Source organism: Buttiauxella massiliensis (genome assembly GCF_902500225.1).
In the GTDB taxonomy this organism is placed as follows: domain Bacteria; phylum Pseudomonadota; class Gammaproteobacteria; order Enterobacterales; family Enterobacteriaceae; genus Buttiauxella; species Buttiauxella massiliensis.
The window spans coordinates 261135-280577 of record NZ_LR722650.1 but is presented as its reverse complement, the minus strand read 5'-3'; the positions used below and the strand labels follow the sequence as shown (position 1 = coordinate 280577).

Here is a 19443-nt window from a genome sequence, read left to right as displayed (position 1 = left end):
CCTAACCCTATAACATGTTTTGCTGGTTCTTAATTTATTGTCGGTATTGATGAAAAAGCCAGTGCCTAATTGAAATTGAAGCTATGTATTGCCATAAGTAAATGAAATAGTTTTTTACACTTCTTTACCCTTCTGCTTTTGAAGCTGGAAAATTACCTATAAAAAAACGGCACCATCGTGCCGTTAGCTTCTCTAGATTATTTACTGTTCAAAGCATCATCTGGCCAGTATTTGTAACCATTAACCATGGCTTGTGCGGCAAGGCCTTTTTCAGTGAGTTCATACACACCCACAGGTTTAGGCACTGCTACATTGTCCGGTGCAACAGCACTTGCCGAAGCCCCCAACGCAGGCAACCCTTTATCATCATATTTGGCCGCGGCATTCGCATCAGCGCCGACAATATAGCCATTCTTAATGAAATTGCTCAGCGCTTTGCTGTCCTTAAACACCAGTACGGTTCGCTGTTGCTTCACCCCCATCCCCAGTCCTGCCCCGGCCTGTGCCATCTTCATATAGGTGTCTTTCCCTGACCTGAGGTCTTTCACAACCCCATATCCACTGCCAAATCCAAATAATAAAATCTTGCTGCTATTATTGGAGAATACCGCATACCCTTTTGACTTCAGAATCTCACTGCGGGCTTCAGGGTGGACCTTATACAGTTTTATCAGCGTATCAATTCGCATCTGCTGAATGGCACTTCGTTGCTGGCTAGCCGTATCGCCCTTTGCGCTACAACCCGCAATAGTCAAAGCGGCAATTAGAATGAGCTTTTTATACTTCATCTATATCCTGATTCAAAAAATAGGTGGCAAAACGAACAAATTCTGTTGCCAAATACTAAAAATAAGAATGCGGATTTTATGTTTCAGCAGTGTTGCGTGTTATTTAATTTGTGCTGAATTTTATTTTCTTTGTTTAATTTTATACAAGATTTAACTGGAAATGATTTTGATATTGAAGGTCAGTGCGGTGGGAACAAAAATTAGCCACATAGCGTGGCTTTCAATTTTAGTATGATTAATTCCGCACGGCATGGGTATGCCTTTCAGCGAAATATAAATACCAGTAGGAATATAGCAAGAGGGAATAATGCTAAAAAAGATAACTCCCCGAAAATTGACTTAACGAATCCAGATTGTCCTGCGAGTTTTCGTTAAGTTTTTTGATGGCTTCTTGCTTACTATCTGTATCAAATTCCAGTTGGTACTTTTTATATCCTTCTTGTTTTAACTGCTGGACACTACTCTTGGAAAGCTCACTTTTAGCAAACACTTTTGTTGCGCTACCATTGACATAAAAAACGTATTTTTCCATTTCAGAATCCCCTGAGAAGTTGAATACGAACTCATCGTTATTATTAGCTCAATAGCGAGTCATACTATGCTAGTTTCAGTTGGAAAAAGGTTAACAATGTCAAAATAGTGGTTAAATTTCAGCATGGAACTTAATATCCCCCATGACTGGCTACAACCTTCAGTTAGCAATAAAAAACAGTATTATTAGACGGTGTATTCTCCATGACTCTTAAGGTTCAAAATCAACCCATGAGATCTCCTTTACCTTTGTTTGCTGCTGGCAGTCTACGGCTGGCTTTAATCCCGCTACTTAACCATTTTACCCAACTCACAGGGATTGAGGTTGAAGCACAATACGGCCCGGCAGGGTTGTTGAGAGAGCGTATCGAAGCTGGAGAGCCCTGCGCCCTTTTCGCTTCTGCCAATCGGGAGCATCCTCAATACTTACTTGCGACAGGTAAAGCGACCAAAACCCAGACCTTCACCTGGAATCAACTGGTATTAACTACGCAAAAAAGTGGCAACTGGCTAGATTTGCTCACTGACCCAGCACTACGGATTGGTACTTCCACGCCTGGGTGTGACCCATCTGGTGATTACACATGGGCACTGTTTGATAAACTCGAACAGCTTCAGCCAGGTCTTGGGCAGCAACTGCGCCTGCGGGCAATTCCGCTGGTTGGTGGCCGTGACACGCTCAGCATCCCACCTGGTGAGTTGGCAAGCGCCTGGATTTTGCGCCAGGGCTTCGCCGATGTGTTTATTGGCTATGCGCATTATGGCAAAGCGCTGAGTGGGCAGCCGGATATCCGTTGCGTACCAATTGCGCCAGAACACAATATTCGCTGCGAATATCAGTTGGCTGTGCTCGAGAATTCCGCAGAGGTAATGGCACTGGTTGAATTTATTCTTAGCCATGATGGACAAGCGTTTCTGACTAGCGCGGGTTTTTTACCGCTCACTTCTCAATCGTAAAGAGTGGCGCAACAAACGGGGTGGCATAGTTGTCCATCCTGATTTTCCGCAACGTTAAACCATAAGCTTGAGACAGATTCTCTTCAGAAACGATGGTGTCGGTCGCGCCGGCCAACCATTTCCCTCCCGGCAAAAGCAGCAGCGTATGAGTTGCAACCTGCAATGCATGAACTGGATCATGGGTGGTAAAAATGATGCCGCGATGCTGGCGGTGAGCCAGATCGCTAATCAGTTGTAACACCACCTCTTGGTTGGCTAAATCCAACGCCGAACAAGGTTCATCCAACAATAAAATTTGGCTGGCAGTCACAAGCGCGCGGGCAATCATCACTAATTGCTGTTGCCCGCCAGAGAGAGAAGTAAAAGGTGTTGAAACCAACTGTGCAATATTTAACTGTTCCAGCGCCTCGATAACTTTCTGCTTATCCGCACTGCCCGGTTGTGAAAATAGCTTCACATGCTGCGCCCTTCCCATCAGCACCACATCGCTTACCGAGTACGGAAAGGGCAAGTGCGAATGTTGCGCAACAATACCAATTCCACCCTCATTTTCTATATTCCCAGCAAGGGGTCTTAATGTACCTGTCAGCGTGTCAAGCAAAGTGCTTTTCCCCAAACCGTTGCGTCCGAGAACAGCCCAAACCTCCCCTTGCTGGCAGTGAAAGCTGAGCGGTTCAAACAATGGCACTTTGTGTCCGTATAACAGTTGCTGAACACGTAATTCACCCGTTTTCATCGACGGCCTCTGCGGCTTGAGTGTATTAGCAAAAAGGTAAACAGTGGTGCACCCAATAAAGCGGTGATGATTCCCAGTGGTATTTCGGCTTGCATTAACGTGCGGGCAATATCATCGACGACAATCATAAAACCGCCACCCATCCAGAAAGCTGTAGGGAGTAAACGGCGATGGTCAACCCCCACCAAAAGACGCGCCAGATGAGGAATGACTAATCCGACCCACGCAATACTGCCACTGACAGCAACCTGGGCTGCGACCAAAAATGCACAGCAAACCAATACGCTGCGTCGAAGTGGTACCACAGAAACACCCAATGCCTTTGCGTCTTTATCGTTAAGTGACAATAAATTAATGCGCCAACGCAACTGGAACAAAATCGCAGTAGAAATTATGACCGGAACAGTCAGCATCAAAACTTTATGCCAGTTGGCGGTTGCGAAACTCCCCAACAACCAAAAGACGATATTAGGTAAAACTTCTTCTGTATCGGCCTGATATTGAATAAGGCTTACCAGGGCTGCAAAAAAACCACTCAGAATGATACCGGAGAGAATCAGCACCAACGCGTTTTCTCGCCCCTGCAATGCGGCAATCGCATAGACCAGAATCAATGCGCTCAGTCCGAAGAAAAATGTCGACCCCATCATCAATAACGGTTCAAGACCAAGCAGAATCGCCAGCGTGCCGCCAAAGGCTGCACCTGACGTCACGCCGATGATATGTGGATCAACCAGCGGATTATGGAAAACCCCTTGCAGGGTTGCTCCACATAATCCCAGCGCGCCACCGGCAAGCAAAGCCATCAGAATACGCGGTAGTCTTACCGTCCAGATGACCTGGTTGGCAATGCCTTGCGAATCAGAGTAATGAGTTAGCTGATGGAGAACTTCACTTAGCGTAAGTGAATATTGTCCTAAGCAAAGTGAAGCAACTCCCAGCAGCAGCACTGAGATAATCAGTACCAGTTGCTGGGGGATAAATGACTCACTACTTAGCATCGGGCTGCCAGTTCACACGATAAAAGTTCTGGTAGTAATCTTGCGCCTGGGCATCGACATCAACGTTTTTGTAGGCATCCGGATAGAGTTTTTTCGCCATCCACAACTCGCCAATCGCCAGGGCTTCCGGCATTGGGTAACCCCAGGCTTTCGCATATTCAGGCATTAACCAGACACGATGGTTTTTCACGGCATCAATACCCTGCCAGTTCGGGTCATTCAGGATTTCAGTCACCACCTGCGGATAGCGATCCTGCACGAAGATAACTTGTGGATTCCACTGTAATACCTGTTCCAGAGAAACCTGGCGCGCCCCTTTTACGCTGGCTGCAGCAACGTTCAACGCACCTGCGTGCTTCATCATAAGCCCAGTGTATTTACCTGAGCCATAAGTCATCAAATCAGGGTTCGCCATGTAGACACGCACTTTCTGCGTATCAGGGATATTTGCAACCGGAGCGTTAAATTTCTTACGCGCCGCAAAGGTATACTTGATGAGTGCTTCACCCTCAGGTTTGCGCCCCACCACATCTGCAATGAGACGGATACCTTGTTTTAGCCCTTCGTTGTAGGCCAGCTCTTCATCCGCCATCGTCGGATTCATTTTACCCTGCTGCCCGTCAGCATCCTTTCTTAAAGAGACTGCCACGACAGGGATTCCAGCATTCTGAATCTGCTGAATCATCTCAGCGGGTGCATAGTTGGCGACGAATACCACTTGCGGGTGAATGGCCAGCAAGCTTTCGATATTTACCGAGGTGAGATCACCCGGAGTAGGCAGCGAGGTAATCTCAGGCATAAAGCGTGAAAACTCAGGCCCAAGCTGTTTTTTCCAGCTGGTCATCACACCTGCTATTTCATTTTGTGCATTGAGCTGAACCAATAGATTCAAGGTCTGATGCTGTAACACCACCACTTTTTCAACATGATCAGGAATAGTGACCTGGCGACCAAGTTGGTCAGTGATGATTCTGTCTGCCTGAGCGTTCAATGCGAAAAACATACTGGTGAGAACCAGTACGATATTACGAAGTATTAACATAGTTGCCATCTGGGAAAGGAGTAAATTCGATATATATTAAATTATATAGCGATGGCATTGGCAACTGATTATCGATCCTTACTGCTTGCCTGGCAAAACATGGCTGCTATCCTAAGCGCCATTTTCAGCTAATGACATTGCCAATGAACGCGCCTGAATGCCTGCTATCTGTTCGTGACCTAACCCACTTCTTTGCCGGTAAAACACCACAGGTGAATGCGGTGTCATTTGATATTTATCCCGGTGAGTTTGTGTCGATAATAGGGCCAAATGGTAGCGGGAAATCGACTGTGTTACGGCTTATCATCAGCGAGCTGCTACCCGCCCACGGCGAGATTGTGATTCAGGGTAAAGCGTTAAGCACCATGAAACCCATTGAACGCGCGCGCTCCATCGCGCTACTGACCCAACATGACAACGCAGATTTACGTTTAACAGTCCGTGAATATGTGGCATTGGGGCGCATTCCCTGGCAGGCCGAATATCCAAATGTTGAACATGAAAACGCCATTACCGAGGCGATTAACGATGTTGGCATCACGCATCTACAACAGGTTTCTTTGGGGAAATTATCCGGTGGTGAGCGTCAGCGAGCAGGTTTAGCCCGTGTTCTGGCCCAACAACCGGCTTTGCTGTTGTTGGATGAGCCGACCAATCATCTCGACCCACTCGCCCGTCATCAGTTGCTCAGTCTCGTCAGACACAAAAACATCACCACCATTGCGGTGTTGCATGATCTTGAATTGATTCAACCTTTCTCAGACCAGGTTCTGATGATGAACCAGGGGCAACTGATTTGCCGAGGTACGCCGGAGCAGGTTCTGGACTCACCCTGGCTTGCAAAGATATTCGGTATGCATAGCCTGCATGTTACACATCCCAACAGTGGCAAAACACTGCGCATCTTCGAAGCCCTGCCATCACAATTTGATTGAAATACAAATAACTAAGCATTGTTTGATCTGACCAGACCTATTCACCCCATCAATTCCTGTATGGTGCGGCGGTTTATCAGGAGGCGAGAGTTTCGCTTTCGGTTCTGCCGTTTTAGCGCACGTCGCTATCAGGGAAGTGTGCTCAGGTGAGGTTCCATTCTGGACACCCTGTCCCCGCTATTCATGTCCGCAAGGTCAGTCATTTGCGGCAATAGTGAAACAGGAGTATGTGTGAAAAAATCAATTCTAGCGGCGTTACTGACCGTGATTTCTGGCGGTGCGGGTGCCTCTGGCTTCCCGGTCACCGTCGATAACTGTGGTAAACCAATGACGTTTACCGAGGCGCCTAAGCGCATGGTCGTTCATGACATCAATATGTCTGAAATGGCCTTCGCTCTACATCTGCAACCAAAAATCGTAGGCGTCAGTGGCATTTCTGGCTGGTACAAAAATATCCCGGCATTTACTCGTTTGCAGGGTTCTATCCCGGAGATAGCGCCGAAATACCCGTCGATGGAAACGTTACTGGCGGCAAAGCCCGACCTGTTCTTCGCCGGCTGGAACTATGGTTTACGTGGCGATGTCACGCCCCAGGCACTGGCGAAATTTAATATCAAGACGCTGATCCTGAGTGAAAGTTGTATTCACGTTAATAGCCATCGCCCACGCGCCAGTATGGATCTGCTGTATGGCGACATGCTGCGCCTGGGTAAAGTATTCGGCAAAGAAGAAGATGCCGTGAAGTTGGTCGATAGCTGGAAAAGGCAGGTTGCGAACTTAACCCAAAAGACTGCCCGGCTTAAACCAGTACGCGTTTTCCTCTACGATTCTGGCGAAGATAAGCCGTTCACCAGCGGTGCGTATGCCATGCCAACAGCAATTATCGAAGCTGCTGGCGGTAAAAACGTCATGGATAAGATGGATAAAAGCTGGGCCGCGACCAACTGGGAAAGTGTTGCCGCCGCGGAGCCTGAGTTTATTATTTTGATGGACTATCAGTCTGACTATAACGGTGGCGCTGATGGATTAAGGCGTTTCCTGGAACAACATCCGTTGATGAAGAATACGCCAGCGGTGCTTCATCATCGCTATCTGAAACTGAAGTATCAGGAGCTAACACCTGGCCCTGCCAATATCACCGCGATTACTAAACTTGCCCGCGCATTTTATCCGGCAGCATTTAACTAATGTTCGCTAACAAGCGGTTTTTGCTGGTGTGGATAGTCGCCCCGCTGTTGCTTGCGGGGCTCGCTCTGGCAAGTGTTGCGAATGGCAGCGTAGCACTCTCTTTTTCGCAAGTGTTGACCTCCCTCGGCCTGGTGCATGGTGAGGTCGCTCCGATGATAAAAAGCATCGTGCTCGAATTACGACTACCGCGCACGATACTGGGCATGATTGCCGGTGCCGGGTTGGCTCTGGTCGGTTCCTTGCTCCAAACCACCACGCGCAACGATTTAGCCGATCCCTTTTTATTCGGCCTATCTTCTGGTGCTTCTGCAGGCGTGGTGCTGGTGATAACCCGTCTTGGCGACAGTCTGGGTTCGTGGACATTGCCCATAGCCGCATTTGTCGGTGGGATGCTGTCTGCCGCTGCCGTGATGATTATCTTTATGTCGCAATCACATAAAGGAACTGAAAAGCTGATTATATGTGGGCTGGCAGTGTCATTTTTATTTGGGGCGTTGACCAACTTCCTGATTTTTTCCGGCGATCAGCGGGCCGCCAGCAATGCACTATTTTGGGCGCTTGGCGGTTTAGGTTTTGCGCGCTGGGAAAATCTCGGATTTGCCGCGACCGCATTGCTCATTCTCATTGTGCTTATATCCCGACGCTGGCGAGCCCTCGACGCCCTGTTGGCTGGAGAGCAAACCGCCTGGTCACTGGGTATTAACGTCAATCGCTTACGAACCGAGGTTTTCCTCTGCTGTTCTATGGCCACCGCAATCCTGGTGTCACTAACCGGGGTGATTGGTTTTGTTGGGTTGATGGTGCCCCATCTGGCGCGTCCATTTGCTGGTGTGCGTCATCGGAAATTATTGCCACTGGTGGGCATAATGGGGGCAATCCTTCTCTCTGCGGGTGACATTCTTAGTAGAACCCTCGCCGCCCCTCAGGAACTGCCAATTGGGATTATCACAGCCGGTGTGGGCGGCGTGTTTGTTCTGGTGATTCTGCTACGCCGCGTCAGCTAAATACTAAGCGTCACTACGGCGACGGCCTATCCTAAGAATTGCCGTAGCTGAGTTAGCCATGTTGGCAAATGGCTGCGATACCAATCGATATATTTGCTGAGATCGGCCTTATGGTTGCGAGAAAGAATATCGAGGACTTCGGTGACTATCCATAATTTGCAGATAGCAATCTCCTGAGCCAGCGCTGCGGCATCAGTGGATGGTGAAACTTCCTGATATCGTTTTGCGATATGAATGTAATCAGAGATGTTTCCCATCCCTTTAATTAAGGGGGCGAGGTCAATTGCCGGGCTGCCGGTACTGAATCGCTCCCAGTCATATAACACCACTTCTCCCTGATCTCTTATTCCCCAATTCCCGGCATTGGTATCACCAGAGATAAGCGTTTGTGGGCTAAACAGACATGAGCCATATTTTTCTATATCGAGAACAATCGCAACAGACTCACTCGGTAACTTCAGTAGATCAAGCGCGTTTGTAGTTTTGTTCTGCATCCAATGGTGGTTTTTAAAAGCCCAATGCTTATCGACGGGATATTGATGAATACGTGTAATTGTCGTCAACACGTCGCGGCGCTCCGCTAACTCATGTTGACTCATAGCGTGGGGAATATATTCCAGCGTTAATGTCTGGGTTTTGGCATCACACGCTAACAACTCGGGGATAGCGATACCAGCGGAGCGAAATACCGGAGCAACATTTTGATAAAATTGAAACTCGACTGTACTGCTCGGGCTTTTTTCAATGCATTCGATACTATTGAATGACGTTCGACGAACACGGGCAGCCCCCATTTTTGCCAGACAATCACTCATCACTTCACCCCGCTATTGGTTACTACTCTTGGTCTTTCTTGCTCTGCCAGTTGGCCCACGGGCTATCAGCTGGAAGGTCTTGTGGCGCCTCGTTTGTTGTCTCCACCATATCGATATACAGATCTTCGACTTCTTTACGCGCCCATGGCGTGCGGCGCAAAAACTTGAGGCTGGACTTCACGCTTGGGTCGCTCTTGAAACAATTGATATTGATAAGTTTTGCTAATTTTTCCCAGCCGAAATGTGCAACTAACGCATTCACAATAGCTTCAAGCGTCACGCCGTGCAGAGGGTCTTTTGATGAGTGGGTCATAATGCGTCCAGTAGATCTAAATAATTGCGCATAAGATAACAAAATAACGCGGCCTCATCTTTCTAAACGAGAACTTTCCTTACAAGCGTACGACATGTAGCCTACCCGGGCATACATTCATCAAGAGAATGATAAGGAATACGTAATGAAACATGCAGTATGGACCCTGTCGCTTGCCCTGCTAACCAGCACTTCTGCGCTGGCAACTGAGGCTAAACTCCCAGCCCCAATTACCGCCTTACAGCAGCAAGGATTTGAACTCAAAGGTGAATTTAAAGGCCCTGGCGACCTGCTAGGCTACGTGATGCAATTCCAGGGGCAAGGCACAACCGTGTTCCTGACCCCGGATAAACAGCATGCAATTATGGGTAATCTGGTTGATGCCACCGGGAAAAACCTCAGCGATGCGCAAGTCGAGAAATGGGTTTATGCGCCCATGGCCAAAGAGATGTGGCAGAAACTTGAGAAAAATCACTGGATAGCAGCAGGAAAAGCAGATGCTCCGCAAATTGTGTACGCCTTTGCCGACCCGTACTGCCCGTACTGCACTCAATTTTGGCAGAATGCGCAACCCTGGCTGAATTCAGGAAAGGTACAGCTGCGCGTCTTAATGGTTGGGATGTTACGCCCGGACAGTGGGCAAAAAGCCGCAGCCATCATGATGGCTGACGATCCGGCTAAAACACTGGCGGAATATGAGAGTAGCAAAGGGAAATTGGCATTAAAAATCCCGGCAACCATCAAACCAGAAATCACGAAAGCGCTGGAAGATAACCTGGCGTTAATGGATGAACTGGGCGGCACGGCCACCCCATCTATTTACTACCTCAATAAAGATGGGCGTCTGCAACAACATCAGGGCCTGCCGGATGAAGAGACCATGAAAACGATCATGGGCGGCGATAAGTAACCATTCACGGGTGACGTTGTCACGTTACATCGCCAAAACTGGCTTACAACGTCGCCCTGAAACAGCAAATTCCCGTAGTGCATCCCGCCACTTCGCCAGTGCAAATAGCTTAACATCGGGTAACTGGCTGTTCGCAAGTAGCGGCCAAAGCTCGACGAACCACTGCTGCCATTCTCTTGAGTCAGTCACAGCCAGGGTATCGCGCAGATGAAATCTCTGAGGTCTTGTTGCATAGCTTTTGGCTAGATAGGGTTCACCACTCAGTAGGCCGTAGGAAACAAAATCTGCTTCAGCCTGAAGATGAGATAGCAGCAAAGTCGCAAGGCTCCCGCCCACCGCATCAAACACCACATCGGCATACTGTGCGGTAATCCGCAACGCTTCATGGTCATCCATGGTAAGCGGCCTAATGCCGTTCTGAAGCAACATCGCTTTTTGATCTTCATTACGGCATACCCCAACGACTTCAGTCGCCCCCTGAATAGTGGCCCACTGAGCAAGCAATGCCGCACATGAGGAGTTTGCCGCGGTGAGTAACACACGCTTCCCCTGCACCGGCCATTGTTTTAGCATCACGAATGCCGCAAGCGGGTTGATGTATCCTCGGGCGGCTAAAAGATCGGGAGTGTTATCAGGGACAGGTACAGCCCATTGTTGGGGGCAATCAACCCATTGCTGCCAGGTGCCGTCACCGCGTAACGGCAAAATGCGTTTACCAATCCACTCGGGGTTATCCGCATCGATAACGACACCAACGCCTTCGTAGCCCACTATTCGCGGCGGCATCACTCGATGACGATAAGCGCCAGTTATCGGGATCAGGTCGGAAGGATTGACGGGGGCATAACGCATTTGTACGCGCAGCATTGCGCAAGGGCGCGGAGTAAGTTCTGCCTGCTCGAAAGTAATGACGTGTTCTGGTTGGCCAAATTGCCGAAACCAGAGTGCAGAATTGTGCATAAAAAAAGTGCCTCTAAGCTAAGCCTGGAGGCACTATATCAAGGTTTACTACCGGTTTTGCACTTAGCAGTAACGAGCTACTGCGGCACGCATACCCTGAGTCAGAATAACCTGCAAATCTTCGCTAACTTTAGCAACCAGACCTGGAACCTGAGTCAAATCCTGACCCCAATGGTCGCTATCGCACAGTACCGCTTCAACCAACTGCTGCTCGGTGATCTGTTTGTCGCCAAGTGAAGCCCACAGTTGCTGATAACGCACCAACCAATGCTCGTCATCCTGTAGCGGATAGCTTTCGTTGTTACGCTCGCCTTTATAGAAGGCAATCAGTGCTGCCAGTGCGAAAGTCAGACGCGCAGGTAGAGTACCGTTAGCCTGCTGGCCTGCCAGCAATTGCGGCAGAATACGGGTACGGAACTTGGTCATGCCGTTCAGCGCGATAGACAGCAGTTGGTGCTGAATATACGGGTTCTGGAAACGGCTAGTCACCGCTTGTGCGAATGACTGTAATTCGTCACGTGGCAGATCCAGTACCGGGATGATTTCTTCAGCGATGGTCTTTTCTACGAAGCCACAAACTTCGGCATCGTTCATAGACTCACCAACGGTGTTCAAACCAGCCAGATAAGCAACTGGAACTAACGCAGTGTGAGCACCGTTCAGGATCGCAACCTTACGTTCTTTATAAGGTTTGATGTCATCAACGATCAGCACGTTAAGCGGATATTTATCCAGACGCAGCTCTTGCGCCAGTGACGCAGGCCCCTGAATAACAAACAGGTAGAAGTGCTCAGCAGCGGCCAGGAAGCTATCTTTGTAGCCCAAAGATTTTTCAATATCGGCAGCTTCGTCACGCGGATAACCCGTAACGATACGGTCCACCAGCGTAGAACAGAATGTGTTAGCGTCGTTCAGCCATTGGGTGAATGCTGCAGGCAGTTCCCACTCTTGTGCATAACGCAGAACCAGTTCTTGCAGTGCGTCACCGTTGTAGTCGATCAATTCGCAAGGAATGATAACCCAACCTTTATCCGCAGCACCGTTGAAGTGAGTAAAGCGTTCGAACAGCAAACGGGTCAGTTTAGCCGGGTAGCTTACCGCTGGCGCATCTTCAAACTTATCGCCTGCATGGTAGCTAATACCCGCTTCGGTGGTGTTAGAGAACACGAAACGCATGTCTGGGTTATGTGCCAGTTTCAGGTACGTTTCATATTCTTGATAGACGTTGATTTCACGGGTTACGGAGCGAATCAGACGCGAGTCACTTACCGCTTCGCCCTGCTCGTTCAGACCACGGATAACCGTAGTATATAGCCCATCCTGGGTAGATAACGACGGCGGGAATGCGCTGTCGATAGGACGTACGATAACAACGCCCGCGTCTAAGTCCGTGTGTTCATTAAGAAGATCGACTTGCCAGTCGATGAAAGCACGCAGGAAGTTGCCTTCACCAAACTGGATAATACGTTCAGGGTATTGGGCGCCAGGGAAGTCTTGACGATTAAGTGTTTTCACTATGTTGTTCCTTGGTGTGTTCAGGATGAGCGACCATAAAAATCCTGTCCAAATTACCAGAACTCAACGAAGTGAAACCCCGTTTTGATCAAGTTAGAGTTGTTATACCAATTATTTTTACACCCATTTTTGGTAGAACAACTCTCTATCTGCGACTAACTATTGATAGCCAGTTCTTTATAGGTGGCAGTGCTTGTTTGATTGCGGCCATTACGCTTCGATAAATAGAGGTATTTATCAGCCTCCGCGAGCAATGAGTTAAACACATCAAGCAGCGGCTCATTTCCAGGCGTTGCAACAGCAAGGCCAATACTGACGGTAATAAACAATGTTTGTTGCTGATAACGAAACGCTGTGAGTTCTATGCTCTGGCGAATTTTCTCCGCAATCTTATACCCCTCATCTTCGGAATTGGTGCTACAAGCCACCACAAACTCCTCACCGCCCAGGCGTGCCACCAGCCCTTTATCACCCACCGCCTTTCTTAATTGCCCGGCAAAAGCGCTTAACACGACATCCCCACATTCATGACCATAGTTGTCATTGATACGTTTGAAATAATCGATATCCAGCAGCATCACAGACAAGTTTTGCCCAGGTTTATGCATTAACGGCGCGGTGATTTTCAGCGCTTCATAAAGACCTGAACGAGAATGCACACCGGTAAGATAGTCATAATCGGCACGCAGCGAGGTCTGTTTAATCAGGCGGTTAATGGCATCTACGCTGACCGACACGATCAGCGGGCAAATCGCCATAGTGGCAATCCCCAGACGTGCAGAGAACATCTCATTCACCACCAGCGGATGGTTATCGTGGATCACCACTATTGAATTGGCGACCAGAACAATCTCGATAGCGCCGGTTAAAAACGTAACCAACGCGGTCATCGGCAATGGGTAACGGATCGCACACCAGATAAGGGCTGGCAGCGGGAATGCTAAACTCCCTGCACCGCCAATCACTACTGAGGCAATCACCGAAATGATAACGCCCAGCAGCGGGTAGAGTTTCGAAAAATGAAAAGCAGGCATCTTCCCCCACTGCGGCCATTTAGCCATAAGCAAAAATGGCATCATCAGAACCCCGGTAGAGAATTGCTCACTAAACCAATCGCCAAACAATGGAAGAAACTGACGATAGTCTGATGAAGGGCCAAGGGAGCCCAAAGATCCTAATAAAGAACTGAGCAGCGAACCAATAAGACAAAAATAGAAAAGTTTAAAGGCATTAATGGCCCAATTATTTTCATCTTCATCTCGGGAATAACGGAGTAATAGCAGGGCTACAATGATAATAAACACCATATTGGAGAGATTTATTATCGCTGATTGCCAACCCCAATGCGTGGTAAAAGCGTCGTAAACCACCATCGCGCTATAACAGAGGAAATAATATACAGGGCGATTCAGGAACGGGTTGCGCACAAACACGGCAGCCAGCACGGCATTCAGCGGCCAGAACAAAGACAGCTCATCAATCAGGCGAAGTGAAGCCCCAAAGAAGTAAAACAATGTAGTAATAAAAAATATATTTATGGCGTTAGCCAGCCATTTTTCAGGCGAAAAGATCTTAAATTTATTTTGATTAGACATGCTGTTTTAACTCATATTTATGCATGCACTGCTTAATAAAATAATACAACGAGATGAGTGCAAAAAATGAATTTTAGCTTAGCATATTTTATCTGGTACGACCTGTGGCCAACGAGATAAAACTTATAAGCCTGATCCATCAGGCTCTAATATGCCTGGCTTACGAAAATCTTAGAAAATTGAGCGGCCAATTCGCTGCGCCAGAATCTCAAGTGCTGCCGTTCCCGCAAGCGAGTTCCCCGAAGCATCCAATTCCGGGCACCAGACAGCAATCGACATCTCATGCGGCACAACGGCAATGATTCCCCCGCCGACACCCGACTTACCCGGCATCCCGACACGATAGGCAAACTCACCGGCACCATCATACATTCCGCTGGTGACCATCAATGCATTAATCTGCCGGGCTTGTTGAGCCGTGATAATGGGATCAGAAAGATGCAACGCGCGCCCCTGGTTTGCCAAAAACAGGAAGGTTTTTGCCAACTCAGTACAGCTCATTTTCAACGCGCAGTAGTGGAAGTAATTTTGCAGGACGGTTATGACGTCATTGTCGAAATTGCCGAATGATTTCATAAGCCAGGCAATAGCCGCGTTACGGGCAGAATGTTCAAACTCAGATTTCGCTACGCGTGAGTCATAAGCCAGGTCGGGTTGCTCCGCAAGCAAACGCACCACTTCCAGCATACGTTGCTTCGGCGCACTCAAGCGAGTCTGCAACATATCGCATACCACTAACGCGCCGGCATTAATAAACGGATTACGGGGTTTACCTTGTTCAAGCTCCAACTGGAGTAAGGAATTGAATGGTTGCCCTGATGGCTCTTTACCCACGCGTTGCCAGATTTCGTGCTCGTCATAGCGCGCCATTGCCAATGCCAGACTCAGTACTTTAGAGATCGACTGAATGGAGAAGCGCTCTGTCGCATCCCCTGCGCTAAATACCTCACCGTCTACAGTGCAAACTGCAATCCCGAGCTTATCTCCTGGAATTTCCGCTAGTGCAGGAATGTAATCCGCCACTTTACCGCGACCAATTAATGGCCGTACCTGTGTGAGAATATCTTCCAGCAATTGATTATCTAACAGACCTGGCACTGCAAACTCCTGATTGGCGGGTATTTTACGCCCGCCATTATATCAGACCACCGCCACGTCAGGCAGATGAAAACGCGCAACAGCGCTTTCCAGCCGATGCGTTTCAAGTGAAAACAACTCAGCTGCGCAGGAATACTTTCCCAATCAAATAAGTTGCTGCTTTACCCGCTATAAGCACTCTGTCGCCAACGAGTTGACATCGTAAATCACCACCACGGCTGGAAACCTGACGAGCCAACATCTGTGTTTTGCCTAACCGTTGCGCCCAGTACGGAATCAACATGGTATGAGTTGACCCGGTAACCGGATCTTCGGTAATCGCCGCAGCAGGTGAGAAGAAACGGCTGACAAAATCGTAACCTTCAAGCTCAGCAGGTGCCGTGATGCAGACCTTTTGGTTGAGCTTGAGCATCAATTGAATATCAGGATTTACCGCTTCAACCTGCCGTTGATTCTCGAGCAGAACGGTATAAGTGCGCCCAAGCCTGACTTCCTGGTAATCACTAATCCCCAGACAATCGAGCAGTAATTGTGGCGGCTCAACAGGCTCGCTGCTGGTTGCCGGGAAATCCAACGTTAACCAGTCACCATTACGGGTAACCGTCAGTGGGCCAACGAAACGGGTAGTAAAGTGGATTGTGGCCTCAGGGTAATTGAGATATTCAAAAATCACATGCGCCGTTGCAAGCGTTGCGTGGCCACAGAGATTAATTTCCCCCTGCGTGGTGAACCAGCGCAATTCAAAACCGCTGTCGGTGGTGATAAAAAACGCCGTTTCCGACTGATTATGCTGACGCGTCATCGCCAGCAAGGTTTCATCCGGCAGCCATTCTGTGAGTGGACAAACCGCCGCTGCGTTGCCGCCGAAAGTCGTATCGGTGAACGCATCCACCATATAAAAATCAATTTGCTGCATCGCATTATCCCTCTTTTTGAATCTATGACTTCTAACATGCCACGGCTGATGTATTTATCAGAACAATAAAATGAGAGATAAATCACAAATCGGTTGTATGGGTGAGTTGATGGTTTTATGATCGCCCCTCACCAAACCTTTCATTTATCAGCGCGAAACCCATTTATGACAACAAGCAACGTATCACGCAAAACGGCGTGGTTACGCGTCGTTACTCTCGCGGTCGCCGCCTTTATTTTTAACACTACGGAATTTGTTCCGGTCGGTTTGCTGTCTGACATCGCCGACAGTTTTGGCATGCAAACCGCGCAGGTCGGGATCATGCTGACGATTTACGCGTGGGTCGTAGCGCTGATGTCGCTACCGTTTATGTTGCTCACCAACAAGGTCGAGCGTAAGCGGTTGTTAATCTGCATTTTTGCGCTGTTTATCGCCAGCCACATCGTCTCTTTCGCCGCCTGGAACTTCACGGTGCTGGTGATTAGCCGCATCGGCATCGCGTTCGCGCACGCTATTTTCTGGTCGATTACCGTCTCGCTGGCGATTCGTATGGCTCCAGCCGGTAAAAAAGCCCAGGCGATGAGCCTGATTGCCACGGGTACGGCGCTGGCGATGGTCTTAGGTTTACCGCTCGGGCGCATGGTCGGGCAGTATTTCGGCTGGCGCACCACCTTTTTGGGTATCGGCGTCATCGCCGCCCTGACGCTGTTCTACGTCATCAAGCTGCTGCCTAAATTGCCGAGCGAGCATTCGGGTTCGCTGAAAAGCGTGCCTGAGCTATTTAAACGTCCGGCGTTAGTCAGCTTATATGTGCTCGTCGCCGTGGTCGTTACCGCGCATTACACCGCCTACAGCTACATTGAACCGTTCGTGCAAAACGTCGCTGGCTTAAGCGCCAATATGGCGACGTTCCTGCTGTTAGTGCTTGGCGGTGCCGGGATTATTGGCAGCGTGATGTTCGGTAAATTGGGCAACCGCCACTCGTCAACGCTGGTGAGCTGCTCAATCGGCCTGTTGGTCCTGTGCCTCGCCTTGTTGTTACCTGCGGCACAAAGCACTGTGAACCTCACTATTCTGTGCCTGTTCTGGGGCATCGCAATTATGGTGATCACGCTGGGAGTGCAGGTGAAGGTTCTGGCGCTGGCATCGGATGCGACTGATGTGTCGATGGCGTTATTCTCAGGGATTTTCAATATCGGGATTGGCGCAGGCGCGTTAGTCGGAAACCAGGTGAGCCTGCATTTTGAAATGTCGAGTATCGGGATGGTGGGTGCGGTTCCGGCACTGATTGCACTGGTAGGTTCGGTATTAATTTTCCGCCGCTGGCCGGTATCGCTTGAAGAACAACACAGCCATTAATTGAAGTAAAAAGGCAACGGTGTTTTGCCGTTGCCTTTTTGCTTAATTTGCCGGGAAATGGGTCACTATTTCCAGGATGCCGTTAATAATAAACTGCACGCCCATACAGACTAATAAGAAGCCCATCAGGCGAGAAATCGCTTCAATTCCGCTCTTACCCACCAGGCGCATAATTGCCCCTGAACTGCGCAAACTGCCCCACAAAATCAAACCCACTAACGCAAAAATAAGCGGTGGTGCCACCAGCACAACCCAATTGGAAAAGTTCACGCCGTGCTCAACGGTGGACGACGAACTGATGATCATCGCAATCGTCCCCGGCCCAGCCGTGCTTGGCATGGCGAGCGGCACAAAGGCGATATTGGTATCGGGCTCTTGTTCAAGCTCTTCAGCTTTGGAGTGCGCCTCCGGCGACTCGTGGGCTTTTTGTTGCGGGAAAAGCATGCGGAAACCAATAAATGCAACAATCAACCCACCCGCAATCCGCAAACCGGGAATGGAAATACCAAAGGTATTCATCACCACCTGCCCGGCGTAATACGCAACCATCATGATGATGAATACATTAATCGACGCCATCAACGCGGTTTTGTCGCGGGCCTTTTTGTTCATATCTCCGGCAAGCCCGAGGAACAATGCTACTGTAGTCAAAGGGTTAGCCAGCGGCAATAACACCACTAACCCAAGCCCAATAGCCTTTACCAATTCCATCATCTGCTGTCCTTAATTTCGGTGTCTTTTTGCGCTCTCGAGTATAGCAGCCTGCTTGCTCTACATGGGTTAGCAGAATTGTATCAATGTTAAAAACTGAACCGTTTTAGCTATTCGTGTCATCACCGACTCATAACGTTGACTTATGGTTGCCTGAGCAATAATATCTGCCGTGATTAAATATACTTGCCTGGGCAATCATAGTGAAAGATAAAAACGATCTGTTTAACGAAATGATCCCTCTCGGGCAACTGATCTATATGGTTAACCAGTATAAGGAACGCCTGCTTAACGAGCATCTTTCCCCGCTGGATGTCACTTCGTCTCAATTTAAAGTGCTCTGCACTATCTATCGAGAAGAATGCATAACCCCCATGGAGTTAAAGAAATCGCTTTCTGTGGACCTCGGTGCGTTAACCCGCATGTTAGACCGCCTGATTTGCAAAGGATGGGTCGCGCGCTTACCGAATCCCAACGACAAACGGGGTGTGCTGATAAGACTGACTCCTGATGGAGCCAAACTTTGCGAGAAATGCCGCAGCCTTTTGGGGAAAAGCATGCACCAAGAACTAATTAAAAACCTGACAACCGATGAAGCCGACACGCTTTATCACTTGTTAGCAAAGGTATTACCGTAAACCTGGAATGAGGTGAAACGATGTCCAGACGGAACAATGATTCAATAACAATACAAAGCATTTTGGACTGGATTGAAGAGAACCTGGAAACCCCGCTCTCCCTTGAGAAGGTTTCGCAGCGTTCTGGCTACTCGAAGTGGCACCTGCAAAGGATGTTTAAAAAAGAGACCGGGCATTCATTAGGCCAATACATCCGTAATCGAAAACTGACCGAAATCGCACTCAAGTTGAAAGAAAGCAACGAGCCGATTCTTTATTTGGCGGAGCGCTATGGGTTTGAGTCGCAACAGACACTCACCCGCACGTTCAAGAATTACTTCTCTGTGCCACCTCACAGATTCCGCGTTGCATGTTCAGGTGGCGAAGGAAAGTTTATTCACCCGCTAAATCATTAAAAAATTAACAAACGCTATGCAACCGTCTGGTTAAAA

Annotated in this window: 21 protein-coding genes; 8 read left to right on the top strand and 13 right to left on the bottom strand. The window is 48.8% G+C overall.

The window, feature by feature from the left end; genetic code table 11:
* Positions 1 to 197: 197 nt before the first annotated feature.
* Positions 198 to 788, bottom strand: a complete 591-nt coding sequence (locus GC128_RS05795; protein ID WP_151993509.1) for a lipid-binding SYLF domain-containing protein — start codon at positions 786 to 788, stop codon at positions 198 to 200.
* A gap of 310 nt (positions 789 to 1098) precedes the next feature.
* The gene (locus GC128_RS05790) at positions 1099 to 1320 is read right to left on the bottom strand and encodes a hypothetical protein (protein WP_151993508.1); all 222 of its coding nucleotides are present in this window, start codon (positions 1318 to 1320) and stop codon (positions 1099 to 1101) included.
* Between the two features lie 230 nt (positions 1321 to 1550).
* Here GC128_RS05790 and GC128_RS05785 point away from each other — a divergent pair, with 230 nt between their 5' ends.
* On the top strand, positions 1551 to 2276 hold the full coding sequence (locus GC128_RS05785; protein ID WP_151993507.1) for a substrate-binding domain-containing protein: 726 nt from the start codon (positions 1551 to 1553) through the stop codon (positions 2274 to 2276).
* Here GC128_RS05785 and GC128_RS05780 read toward each other — a convergent pair.
* From GC128_RS05780 to GC128_RS05770, 3 genes are read right to left on the bottom strand one after another with little or no spacing between them, the layout of a single operon-like run.
* A complete protein-coding gene (locus tag GC128_RS05780) occupies positions 2260 to 3012 on the bottom strand; it encodes an ABC transporter ATP-binding protein (protein ID WP_151993506.1) in 753 nt (250 codons plus the stop codon). The genes GC128_RS05785 and GC128_RS05780 overlap by 17 nt on opposite strands.
* Positions 3009 to 4013, bottom strand: a complete 1005-nt coding sequence (locus GC128_RS05775) for a FecCD family ABC transporter permease (protein WP_151993505.1) — start codon at positions 4011 to 4013, stop codon at positions 3009 to 3011. The genes GC128_RS05780 and GC128_RS05775 overlap by 4 nt, the downstream gene beginning before the upstream one ends.
* On the bottom strand, positions 4003 to 5055 hold the full coding sequence (locus tag GC128_RS05770) for an ABC transporter substrate-binding protein (RefSeq protein ID WP_151993504.1): 1053 nt from the start codon (positions 5053 to 5055) through the stop codon (positions 4003 to 4005). Before GC128_RS05770 ends, GC128_RS05775 begins: the two co-directional genes overlap by 11 nt.
* Positions 5056 to 5198: 143 nt before the next feature.
* On the opposite strand from GC128_RS05770, the gene GC128_RS05765 reads away from it, so the two are divergent.
* From GC128_RS05765 to GC128_RS05755, 3 genes are all read left to right on the top strand, one after another.
* The gene (locus GC128_RS05765) at positions 5199 to 5990 is read left to right on the top strand and encodes an ABC transporter ATP-binding protein (protein ID WP_226812006.1); all 792 of its coding nucleotides are present in this window, start codon (positions 5199 to 5201) and stop codon (positions 5988 to 5990) included.
* A gap of 231 nt (positions 5991 to 6221) precedes the next feature.
* Positions 6222 to 7178 (top strand): ABC transporter substrate-binding protein, encoded by a 957-nt coding sequence (locus GC128_RS05760; protein WP_151993502.1) that lies wholly within the window; start codon positions 6222 to 6224, stop codon positions 7176 to 7178.
* Positions 7178 to 8182: a FecCD family ABC transporter permease gene (locus GC128_RS05755; RefSeq protein WP_151993501.1), complete on the top strand. Its 1005-nt coding sequence runs from the start codon at positions 7178 to 7180 to the stop codon at positions 8180 to 8182. The genes GC128_RS05760 and GC128_RS05755 overlap by 1 nt, the downstream gene beginning before the upstream one ends.
* Before the next feature lie 26 nt (positions 8183 to 8208).
* On the opposite strand, the gene GC128_RS05750 is transcribed toward GC128_RS05755, so the two are convergent.
* Both GC128_RS05750 and GC128_RS05745 read right to left on the bottom strand, forming a co-directional pair.
* Positions 8209 to 8997 (bottom strand): phosphotransferase family protein, encoded by a 789-nt coding sequence (locus GC128_RS05750; RefSeq protein ID WP_151993500.1) that lies wholly within the window; start codon positions 8995 to 8997, stop codon positions 8209 to 8211.
* 22 nt (positions 8998 to 9019) lie between these two features.
* Positions 9020 to 9310 (bottom strand): VF530 family protein, encoded by a 291-nt coding sequence (locus tag GC128_RS05745; protein ID WP_154150454.1) that lies wholly within the window; start codon positions 9308 to 9310, stop codon positions 9020 to 9022.
* A gap of 145 nt (positions 9311 to 9455) precedes the next feature.
* Between GC128_RS05745 and dsbG the strand changes: the two genes are divergently transcribed.
* On the top strand, positions 9456 to 10220 hold the full coding sequence (gene dsbG, locus GC128_RS05740; protein WP_151993499.1) for a thiol:disulfide interchange protein DsbG: 765 nt from the start codon (positions 9456 to 9458) through the stop codon (positions 10218 to 10220).
* A 24-nt stretch (positions 10221 to 10244) separates the two neighbouring features.
* On the opposite strand, the gene GC128_RS05735 is transcribed toward dsbG, so the two are convergent.
* The 5 genes from GC128_RS05735 to GC128_RS05715 all read right to left on the bottom strand — a co-directional run bounded on the left by GC128_RS05735 (position 10245) and on the right by GC128_RS05715 (position 16304).
* Entirely contained in the window at positions 10245 to 11180 is a 936-nt protein-coding gene (locus GC128_RS05735; protein WP_151993498.1) for a zinc-dependent alcohol dehydrogenase family protein, read from the bottom strand.
* Positions 11181 to 11243: 63 nt separating this feature from the next.
* Complete coding sequence (locus GC128_RS05730; RefSeq protein WP_151993497.1) at positions 11244 to 12695, bottom strand: tagaturonate reductase; 1452 nt, start codon at positions 12693 to 12695, stop codon at positions 11244 to 11246.
* A gap of 155 nt (positions 12696 to 12850) precedes the next feature.
* Entirely contained in the window at positions 12851 to 14290 is a 1440-nt protein-coding gene (locus tag GC128_RS05725) for a GGDEF domain-containing protein (RefSeq protein WP_151993496.1), read from the bottom strand.
* Positions 14291 to 14461: 171 nt separating this feature from the next.
* A complete protein-coding gene (glsB, locus tag GC128_RS05720; protein WP_151993495.1) occupies positions 14462 to 15388 on the bottom strand; it encodes a glutaminase B in 927 nt (308 codons plus the stop codon).
* A 118-nt stretch (positions 15389 to 15506) separates the two neighbouring features.
* Positions 15507 to 16304 (bottom strand): PhzF family phenazine biosynthesis protein, encoded by a 798-nt coding sequence (locus tag GC128_RS05715; RefSeq protein WP_151993494.1) that lies wholly within the window; start codon positions 16302 to 16304, stop codon positions 15507 to 15509.
* A gap of 165 nt (positions 16305 to 16469) precedes the next feature.
* Here GC128_RS05715 and GC128_RS05710 point away from each other — a divergent pair, with 165 nt between their 5' ends.
* Positions 16470 to 17663 (top strand): sugar transporter, encoded by a 1194-nt coding sequence (locus tag GC128_RS05710; protein WP_151993493.1) that lies wholly within the window; start codon positions 16470 to 16472, stop codon positions 17661 to 17663.
* Between the two features lie 42 nt (positions 17664 to 17705).
* Here the strand turns inward: GC128_RS05710 and GC128_RS05705 are convergent, their stop codons facing one another.
* Complete coding sequence (locus GC128_RS05705; protein WP_120064240.1) at positions 17706 to 18377, bottom strand: MarC family NAAT transporter; 672 nt, start codon at positions 18375 to 18377, stop codon at positions 17706 to 17708.
* Positions 18378 to 18577: 200 nt separating this feature from the next.
* On the opposite strand from GC128_RS05705, the gene marR reads away from it, so the two are divergent.
* Together marR and marA are read left to right on the top strand one after the other, a co-directional pair.
* Positions 18578 to 19012, top strand: coding sequence for a multiple antibiotic resistance transcriptional regulator MarR (marR, locus tag GC128_RS05700; protein WP_151993492.1), 435 nt, complete (start codon positions 18578 to 18580; stop codon positions 19010 to 19012).
* A 20-nt stretch (positions 19013 to 19032) separates the two neighbouring features.
* Positions 19033 to 19407, top strand: coding sequence for an MDR efflux pump AcrAB transcriptional activator MarA (gene marA / locus GC128_RS05695; RefSeq protein WP_151993491.1), 375 nt, complete (start codon positions 19033 to 19035; stop codon positions 19405 to 19407).
* Positions 19408 to 19443 lie beyond the last annotated feature (36 nt).

Excerpts from the sequence above, each read along its gene's own strand:
- marA (WP_151993491.1), top strand. The coding sequence starts at position 19,033 with ATGTCCAGACGGAACAATGATTCAATAACAATACAAAGCATTTTGGAC.
- GC128_RS05765 (WP_226812006.1), top strand. The coding sequence starts at position 5,199 with ATGAACGCGCCTGAATGCCTGCTATCTGTTCGTGACCTAACCCACTTC.
- GC128_RS05725 (WP_151993496.1), bottom strand. The coding sequence starts at position 14,290 with ATGTCTAATCAAAATAAATTTAAGATCTTTTCGCCTGAAAAATGGCTG.
- GC128_RS05705 (WP_120064240.1), bottom strand. The coding sequence starts at position 18,377 with ATGATGGAATTGGTAAAGGCTATTGGGCTTGGGTTAGTGGTGTTATTG.
- GC128_RS05715 (WP_151993494.1), bottom strand. The coding sequence starts at position 16,304 with ATGCAGCAAATTGATTTTTATATGGTGGATGCGTTCACCGATACGACT.
- GC128_RS05755 (WP_151993501.1), top strand. The coding sequence starts at position 7,178 with ATGTTCGCTAACAAGCGGTTTTTGCTGGTGTGGATAGTCGCCCCGCTG.
- GC128_RS05775 (WP_151993505.1), bottom strand. The coding sequence starts at position 4,013 with ATGCTAAGTAGTGAGTCATTTATCCCCCAGCAACTGGTACTGATTATC.
- GC128_RS05795 (WP_151993509.1), bottom strand. The coding sequence starts at position 788 with ATGAAGTATAAAAAGCTCATTCTAATTGCCGCTTTGACTATTGCGGGT.
- GC128_RS05785 (WP_151993507.1), top strand. The coding sequence starts at position 1,551 with ATGAGATCTCCTTTACCTTTGTTTGCTGCTGGCAGTCTACGGCTGGCT.
- GC128_RS05745 (WP_154150454.1), bottom strand. The coding sequence starts at position 9,310 with ATGACCCACTCATCAAAAGACCCTCTGCACGGCGTGACGCTTGAAGCT.
- GC128_RS05710 (WP_151993493.1), top strand. The coding sequence starts at position 16,470 with ATGACAACAAGCAACGTATCACGCAAAACGGCGTGGTTACGCGTCGTT.
- GC128_RS05790 (WP_151993508.1), bottom strand. The coding sequence starts at position 1,320 with ATGGAAAAATACGTTTTTTATGTCAATGGTAGCGCAACAAAAGTGTTT.
- GC128_RS05735 (WP_151993498.1), bottom strand. The coding sequence starts at position 11,180 with ATGCACAATTCTGCACTCTGGTTTCGGCAATTTGGCCAACCAGAACAC.
- GC128_RS05770 (WP_151993504.1), bottom strand. The coding sequence starts at position 5,055 with ATGTTAATACTTCGTAATATCGTACTGGTTCTCACCAGTATGTTTTTC.
- GC128_RS05750 (WP_151993500.1), bottom strand. The coding sequence starts at position 8,997 with ATGAGTGATTGTCTGGCAAAAATGGGGGCTGCCCGTGTTCGTCGAACG.
- dsbG (WP_151993499.1), top strand. The coding sequence starts at position 9,456 with ATGAAACATGCAGTATGGACCCTGTCGCTTGCCCTGCTAACCAGCACT.
- GC128_RS05780 (WP_151993506.1), bottom strand. The coding sequence starts at position 3,012 with ATGAAAACGGGTGAATTACGTGTTCAGCAACTGTTATACGGACACAAA.